The sequence below is a fragment of the Segeticoccus rhizosphaerae genome (genome assembly GCF_009192725.1).
In the GTDB taxonomy this organism is placed as follows: Bacteria; Actinomycetota; Actinomycetes; order Actinomycetales; family Dermatophilaceae; genus Segeticoccus; species Segeticoccus rhizosphaerae.
The window spans coordinates 1-7,561 of the sequence record NZ_VOHR01000189.1 but is presented as its reverse complement, the minus strand read 5'-3'; the positions used below and the strand labels follow the sequence as shown (position 1 = coordinate 7,561).

The following is a 7,561-nucleotide window of genomic DNA, read 5'->3' as shown; positions in this document are numbered from 1 at the left end:
ACGGCGGCACGGTCGAGCCCGACCTCGCGGGCCGCCTGGTGCGCCTCGAGCTTGTGCAGCCGTCCCCCCGGCGCGTCGGCGATCCGGCGCAGGAACGCCGTCTCGGGGTCGTCACCGACGCCGTTCCGCGCCGGCGGATCCGGCAGCTCCACGAGCGCTTCGAGCTGCTGGATCACGCCCCGGACGGTCTCGCGCCACGCCTCGGCGGTCTCCCGGACGTCGTGTGGCGCGCCGCCCGACCCCTGCCAGGTGCGCTTGGGGTAGCGCCGGAGGTACTCCCGCTCGAGCTCGAGCATCCGCGCCGTGTGGTGCGCGAACTGCTCGGCGGTGCCGTGCAGGAATGCCCAGTTGCGGGTGTCGTGGGCGTGCTTGCCCTGTTGCTCGAGCTCCTCGTCGGACAGCTCGCTGGCCGGTCGGCCCTGGACCTCGTGCTCGCTCATCGGGGGTGTCCTTCCTGGTCGATCCTGCGCAGTTGGTCGCGGTAGTGCTTGGCGGCGTCGGTGTATTCGCGCACCGCCTCGTCGATCCACGTCGTCTGGTCGGCGTCGCGCATCGGCTTGGGACGGGCGGGGATGCCGAGGGCCATGTGTCCGGCGGGCACCTCGAGACCCTCGGGAACGAGGGCCTGTGCGCCGACCACCGAGCCGGTGCGCACGGCAGCGCGGTTGAGCACCACCGACCCCGACCCGATGAGGCAGCGGTCCTCGACCGTGCAGCCCTCGAGATGCGCGTTGTGGCCGACCACGCAGTCCTGGCCGATCATCGTCGGCCAGTGCTCGGTGGTGTGCACCACGGTGCCGTCCTGGACCGAGGTGCGCGCGCCGACGACGATCTCGCCGAAATCGGCACGCAGGACCGCTCCGGGCCAGACCGATGCCTCGGGGCCGATGCGGACCCGCCCGATCAGCACGGCGTCAGGGTGCACGTAGGCGTCGGGGTCGATCAGGGGCTCGTGCTCACCCAGCGCGTAGATGGGCATGTCAGCGGTCCCCCCGGTCATCAGAGGGTTGACGGGGCGCACCGTCAGGCGCGGGCTCGGAAGGACCAACGGAACCGGCGGGATCGGCGGGATCGGCGGGATCGGCGGGATCGGCGGGATCGGCGGGATCGGCGGGATCGGCCCCTGGCCGGGGCAACCCGGCATACACCCGCATCGCGTTGCCTCCGAGCACGCTCGCGGCCACCTCGGGTGACAGTCCCAGTCCGGCGACTGCCCTCGCGTTCTGCGCGGTGCCGGGCACCCCCGGCCAGTCGGTGCCGAAGATCCACCGGCGGGCGAGCCGGCCCAGGTCGTACTTCGCGTAGTACTCGGGCAGCCGCTTGGGCGGCAGGCCGGACAGCTCGAGCCACACCGTGTCGAAGGTGAGGGCCATGAAGGCGGCCGCGTCGTACCACCAGCCGCGCCCACCGTGGGCGAGCACCACGTTGAGCTTTGGGAAGTCACGGATCACCGGCAGCAGGATCTCGGGGTGGGCCAGCTCGTTGGACGAGCCGGGGAAGGTGCTGGTGCCGCAGTGCACCACGAGCGGCACCGCCCGCTCGGCGAGCACCTGGTATGCCGGGTAGAGCGCCCTGTCGTCGCAACGGAAACCGCCGTGCACGGGGTGCAGCTTGAGGGCGGCCGCGCCGTGGTCGAGCTGTCGCTCCAGCTCGGCCGCGATCGGGAAGTGCAGGTGTGGGTTGACGTTGGCCACCGGTCGGAAGCGGCTCGGGTTGTGCTCGACGATCGGCAGCAGGTCGTCGAAGAGCTGCATGCCGGTGGCCTTCGGGCTGTATTCGCAGAACAGCAGGGCCACGTCGACGCCCTGGTCGGCGAACAGCTCGTCCAACCGGGCGGGGCGCGGCCGGCCCTGCTCGTCCCAGACCTCCTCGAGGATTCCCTCGGGTCCGAAGTCGCGCGCCCACTGCAGCCACGACGGGCGCAGCGAGCCCAGCACGGGGACGTGCACGTGGGCGTCGACCAACCGCATACCGTCGAGCACGGGCGGCTCCTAGCGCTCGGCGACCATCGGGGTGTCGACCCCGATCGGCCCGGTCTTGTGCGAGCCGCCCGGCGCGCCCAGTGGCTCGTCCCGCCCCGGCAGCGTCTCGGTGAAGAACCGCTTGTTGTCCTCGGTGAACTCGGCGTCGGCCTCCGGCACCCGCCGATCCTGGGTGATCGCCTCGACCGGGCAGACCGGCTCGCAGGCGCCGCAGTCGATGCACTCCTTGGGGTTGATGTAGAGCTTGCGGTCACCCTCGTAGATGCAGTCGACGGGACATTCCTCTGTGCACGACTTGTCCGTGATGTCGATGCAAGGACTGGCGATGACGTAGGGCATCAGGCTCTCCTGCCTTCGTGGTCGGGGATGGTCCGGAGGGTCGGCTCAGGCCGGGACCGGGACAGCCGCCTGGTTGTCGGTCGAGTGGCCCGGGAAGAGCTGGGCGTCCGGATCCAGATGGACTGCAGCGTTGTTCACTGCAGTCGCCACCTCGCCGAAGCCCACGGCAATGAGACGCACCTTGCCATCGTATTGCGTGATATCACCGGCCGAGAAGACGCCGGTGACCGAGGTGCGCATCGCCGAGTCGACGACCAGGTGCCGGTTGTCATGCAGCTCCATGCCCCAGTCGCGCAAGGGACCGAGGTTGGCGGTGAACCCGAGGGCGGCCACGAGCTTCTGGCAGGGCAGGGTGCGCGACTCTTCCTCGCCCTTTACCGTGATGTCGATGGTCTCGAGCGCAGCGGCGCCGGTCGTCGTGGTGACCTGCGCGTTGACGATGACCTCGACGTCGGAACCGTGCAGCTGGTCGACGGAGGCCTGGTGCGCCCGGAACGCCTCGCGGCGGTGCACGAGCGTCACCCGGTCGGCGATCGGCTGGAGCATGAGCGCCCAGTCCACGGCGCTGTCACCGCCACCGACCACGACGACCTGCTTCCCGGCATACTCCGCCGAAGAGGGCACGAAGTAGTCGAGACCGCGGCCGAGGAAGTCCTCGCCGGCCGGCAGCGGCCGGGGTGTGAAGGTGCCGATCCCGCCGGTGATGATCACCGCGCCGGCGGTCACCTCGGTGCCGTCGCTCGTGCGCACGACCAGCAGGTCGGGCCGGCCGTCGCGGGTGATCCGCTCCAGCTGCTGCGCCTCCTGTCCGAGCAGGTAGGTGGGCTCGTAGGGGGCGGCCTGCTCGACCAGGTTGCTCACCAGCTGGCGCCCGGAGATGGCGGGAAATCCGGCGATGTCGAAGATCTGCTTCTCCGGGTACATCGCCGTGACCTGTCCACCGACCTGGCTGAGCGAGTCGACCACGGCCACGCGCAGGCCGCGGACGCCGGCGTAGTAGGCGCCGAACAGCCCCACGGGGCCGGCTCCGACGATCAACAGGTCGACCTCGACGGCGCTCATGCGGTCACTCCGGGCGACTCGGGGACGGACGTGGAGGCGGTCGGGAGGGGCGAGGTCGGCGCAGCGGCGGCGGCACCCGACTCCACCACCAGGTCCCGGATCTTGAAGCGCTGCACCTTGCCCGTCGCGGTCTTGGGCAGCTCGTCGACGAACACGACGGCACGCGGCCGTTTGAAGGACGCCAGTCCCTCACGGCACCAGGCCACCAGCTCCTCCTTGGTCACGGCGTCGCGGTCGACGGGGACGACGGCGGCGACCGGCTTGATCAGTCCCTCGGCGTCGGGTGCGCCGACCACGGCCACCTCCGACACCTGGGGGTGCTCGAGGAGCCTGGCCTCCACCTCGGCCGGCGACACCCAGATGCCCCCGGCCTTGAGCAGGTCGTTGCTGCGCCCGAGACACGTGTAGTAGCCCTGCTCGTCCTGGACATAGCTGTCACCGGTGGACAGCCACTCGCCCTGGAAGACCTGTCGACTCGCGTCCGTGCGGCGCCAGTAGCCGACGGCGCTCGACTGGCCGCGCACGAACAGGCCACCGGGCTCCCCCACCGGGACCAGGTTGCCGTCCGCGTCGCGCAGCTCGATGTCGTAGCCGGGCACGGCCCGCCCGGTGGTGCCCGGCCGGATGTCGTCGGGACGGTTGGACACGAAGATGTGCAGCACCTCGGTGGAACCGATGCCGTCCAGGATCTCGAAGCCGAAGCGGTCGGTGAAGCGCTTCTGCAGCGGCGCCGGGAGGGATTCGCCCGCGGACGTGCCCAACCGCACCGACGCGAAGGTGTCGTCGGGGATGTCGCTGGCCAGCAGCGAGGCGAAGAACGTCGGGACGCCGAAGAACAGGGTGGGCCGCTCGGCGCGGACCCGCTCGGCGACGACCGCCGGCACCGGACGGCGCGGCTCCAGGATCGTGCTGGCGCCGGCCGACAGCGGGAAGAACAGCGAGTTGCCGATGCCGTAGGCGAAGAAGAGCTTGGCGATGGAGAAGCACGCGTCGTCGGGGCGGATGCCGAGCACCTGCTGACCATAGGTCTCGCAAACGTGCCGGATGTTGGCGTGGCGGTGCATCGCGCCCTTGGGGCTGCCGGTGGTGCCCGAGGTGTAGAGCCACAGCGCCCAGGCGTCCTCGACCGTGGGAGCCAGCTCGCGTCGCGCGGCCTCGCCCCGTCCTCCGGTGACGAACTCGTCCCACGTGAGCAGCCGGGTGCCGGCCGGCACCGGCAGGTCGGCCGCACCGTGCAAGACGACGTGCTCCACGTCGGGCGCGGCCTGCAGCGCCTGCGACACCGCCGCGGCGTACTCGTGCGTCGTGAGGACGACCCGGGCGCCGGAGTCGGCGAGGATGGTGCCGAGCTCGGCACCGTTGTACATCGTCGACACCGGGACCGCGACGACCCCTGCCCGGAAGGCGCCGAGGATGCCGGTGACCATCTCCGCGTCGTCGGACATCACCAGGACCACGCGGTCGTCGCGTCGCAGGCCCAGGCCTCGCAAGGCTCCGGCGACGTCCGCGCAGGCGGCGGCCAGCTCGGCATACGTCAGCGTGTTGCGGCTGCCGCGCACGGCGACGCGTTCACCGTCACCGGCCTCGACGTGGCGGTCGACCAGGTAGTGGGCTGCGTTGAACTGCTCTGCCATCGCCATCACACCCGGTTGAAGTCGTAGGAGCCCTTCAGGCCGCTGCCGAAGCGGCGTAGCGCACCATCGGGGCCGGAAGCGTTGGGCCTGATGAAGATCCAGTTCTGCCACGCGGTGAGGCGGCCGAACACCTTGGTCTCCACCGTCTCCGGTCCGACGAACCGGTGGTTGGCCTCCATGCCGGTGAGGGCATCGGGCGACAAGGAGGCGCGCTCCTCGAGCACGATCCGCAGCTCCTCCTCGAAGTCGATGTCGTCGAGGGCCATGGTCACCAGACCGAGGTCGTCTGCGGCGCTGGAATCCAGCCGCTCACCGAGCCGGCCTCGGACCGCCTCGAGCTCGTCGTCGTGGCCAAAGTAGCGCGACTGCAGGCGGGACAGGCCGTTGCCCATCGGGTAGCTGCCGTCGTTGGACGCGGTGAGGACGATCGCCGCGGGGTCCGCGTCGGGGTCGACGTCCTCGTAGACCCCCTCCAGCATGTACTGCCGGTCGGCGGCGAGCGCCAGCTCGAGCAGGAGGCCGGCGAAGCAGCTGCCGGGCTCGATGACGGCGAAGAGACTGCGGCTGGTGACGTCGAGGCGCTTGAGCGTGCGCTTGTAGTAGTGGCGCACCTCGTTCACGAACCAGTCGTCCGCCAGGTCGGCGAGCTGGGCGTCGTAGGCGAGGACCTGGTCGGTGTCTCCCTCGGCCCGAAGGACCCAGGTGCCGAGCTCCTGCTCGTTGGTGCGCAGGTGCAGGATCAGGTCGTCGAGCGCGCGGGTGAGGGCCATCGGCCAGTAGTCCACGCCCTGCGCGAGGACCGCGGCGGCGGCGGCCGGGGGCGCCTCGGTGGGACCCTGCACGGTGATGTCGACGCGGCGTCCGGCGCGGTCGAGCGTGGCCGTGACGAAGGGGTAGGTGATCGTGTCACCGTCGTTCTGACGCGCCAGGGGCGCCAGGGTCACGCCGGTCGCGTCGGCCGGCCGGGTCGAGCTCTGCGCGACCTCCGCGGCCCGCCGCGCGACCTCGTCGGCGAAGTCCTTGCGGGGGACGGTGGCGTCCACGAGGCCCCACTGCACCGCAGTGTCGCCGCGGTAACCCTCGGACTTGGTGGCGAACAGGTCGGCCCTGTCCTTGCGGACGTGCCGCTTGTCCACGACGCGCGTCAGGCCGCCGGTGCCGGGCAGGACGCCGAGCAGCGGGACCTCCGGCAGCGAGACGGTGGAGGAGCCGTCGTCGATGAGGACGATCTGGTCACAGGCCAGCGCGAGCTCGTAGCCGCCGCCCGCCGCCGTGCCGTTGAGCGCGGCGATCCAGGTCTGCCCGGAGTTGTCGGTGGCGTCCTCGATGCCGTTGCGGGTCTCGTTGGTGAACTTGCAGAAGTTCACCTTCCAGCCGTGACTGGACTGCGCCAGCATCCGGATGTTGGCGCCCGCGCAGAACATCCGCTCCAGGCCCCCGGTCATGACGACGGCCTTGACCTCCGGGTGCTCGAAGCGGACCCGTTGCACGAGATCGTAGAGCTCGATGTCCACCCCGAGGTCATAGGAGTTCATCTTCAGGTCGTAGCCGCCGACCAGCCCGCCGTTCTCGTCGACCAGGAGGGTGGCCGTGGCGACCTGCCCGTCCACCCCGAGCTTCCAGTGCCGGTACTGGTCGGGCGCCGTGGCGAAGCTGACGGTGGGAGGGCTCGCCGGCGCGGTGGCGTCCACGGCCTGTCCCTCGGCGGTCTCCGCGTCCTGGGCGCTTGAGGCTTCCCTGGGGTTTTCGGTGCGGTCGGTCACGGTCATGGCTAGCTCCACTCTCGGCGCTCGGTCGGGGTCCACCAACAAGACTCTACGTTTAACACGTAGTTCGTCAAGAGTTTGTAGAATTAAATCTGGATTCGGACTAGGGTTGAGCACGAGTCGCTCGCAGATCCAGCCCTGGGTCGCTGGCACCATGGCGAACGACACCCGCACACGACAGGAGAGCACCCGTGCCCGAGTCCCGGCAACGCGCCGCCGCTCGATCCGCTGAGGCGCCGGCCGGTCGTCAGCGCGGGTCCAGCTCGAGCAGCGCCCGCTCGCTGCTGCTCACCACGCTCGGCGAGTTCGTGCATCCGCGCGACGGGGTCGCCTGGACCGGCACCCTGGTGGAGGCCCTCGGGGCCCTCGGGGTGGAGGAGAAGTCCGCCCGGCAGGCGGTGGCGAGGACGGCCGCCGAGGGTCTGCTGCAGTCCTCCCGGCACGGTCGCAGGGTGCGCTGGTCGTTGACGCCCACGGGCGCCTCGCTCCTCCAGGAGGGAACCGAGCGGATCTACGGGTTCATGCGCCAGAACCGGCCCTGGGACGGTCGATGGCTGGTGCTCACGGTCGGAGTCCCCGAGAGCCAGCGCCAGCTGCGGCACCGCCTGCGCACCCGACTGACCTGGCTCGGGCTCGGTTCGCCCTCGCCCGGGCTGTGGGTCGTGCCCGACGCCTCCAAGAGCGACGCGGTCCGCGCGGCCGTGCAGGAGCTCGGTCTGCTGGAGCGGTCGTTCGCGTGGGCCGGGCCGGCCCTGGCGGCCGACCGCTCCAGCAGACC

The 7,561-nt window shown here is 70.8% G+C and carries 7 protein-coding genes and 1 pseudogene; 1 reads left to right on the top strand and 7 read right to left on the bottom strand.

What is annotated here, in order from left to right; translation table 11 throughout:
- From FRW57_RS24070 to boxC, 7 genes are all read right to left on the bottom strand, one after another.
- Positions 1–440 (bottom strand): DUF6158 family protein (locus FRW57_RS24070; protein ID WP_203230338.1); only part of this gene is annotated, 440 nt, incomplete at its 3' end.
- A complete protein-coding gene (locus tag FRW57_RS14295) occupies positions 437–979 on the bottom strand; it encodes a gamma carbonic anhydrase family protein (protein WP_152186305.1) in 543 nt (180 codons plus the stop codon). The genes FRW57_RS24070 and FRW57_RS14295, both read right to left, overlap by 4 nt.
- 1 nt (position 980) lies before the next feature.
- Positions 981–1,982: an amidohydrolase family protein gene (locus FRW57_RS14290; protein ID WP_152186304.1), complete on the bottom strand. Its 1,002-nt coding sequence runs from the start codon at positions 1,980–1,982 to the stop codon at positions 981–983.
- Positions 1,983–1,991: 9 nt separating this feature from the next.
- Entirely contained in the window at positions 1,992–2,321 is a 330-nt protein-coding gene (fdxA, locus tag FRW57_RS14285) for a ferredoxin (RefSeq protein WP_137119968.1), read from the bottom strand.
- 45 nt (positions 2,322–2,366) lie between these two features.
- Complete coding sequence (locus tag FRW57_RS14280) at positions 2,367–3,383, bottom strand: NAD(P)/FAD-dependent oxidoreductase (RefSeq protein ID WP_137119969.1); 1,017 nt, start codon at positions 3,381–3,383, stop codon at positions 2,367–2,369.
- Positions 3,380–5,017, bottom strand: coding sequence for a benzoate-CoA ligase family protein (locus FRW57_RS14275; protein ID WP_238384465.1), 1,638 nt, complete (start codon positions 5,015–5,017; stop codon positions 3,380–3,382). The genes FRW57_RS14280 and FRW57_RS14275 overlap by 4 nt, the downstream gene beginning before the upstream one ends.
- A 5-nt stretch (positions 5,018–5,022) precedes the next feature.
- Entirely contained in the window at positions 5,023–6,786 is a 1,764-nt protein-coding gene (gene boxC, locus FRW57_RS14270; RefSeq protein ID WP_152186303.1) for a 2,3-epoxybenzoyl-CoA dihydrolase, read from the bottom strand.
- A 188-nt stretch (positions 6,787–6,974) separates the two neighbouring features.
- Between boxC and FRW57_RS14265 the strand changes: the two are divergent.
- Positions 6,975–7,561, top strand: a pseudogene (locus FRW57_RS14265) (hypothetical protein); the annotation flags it as partial.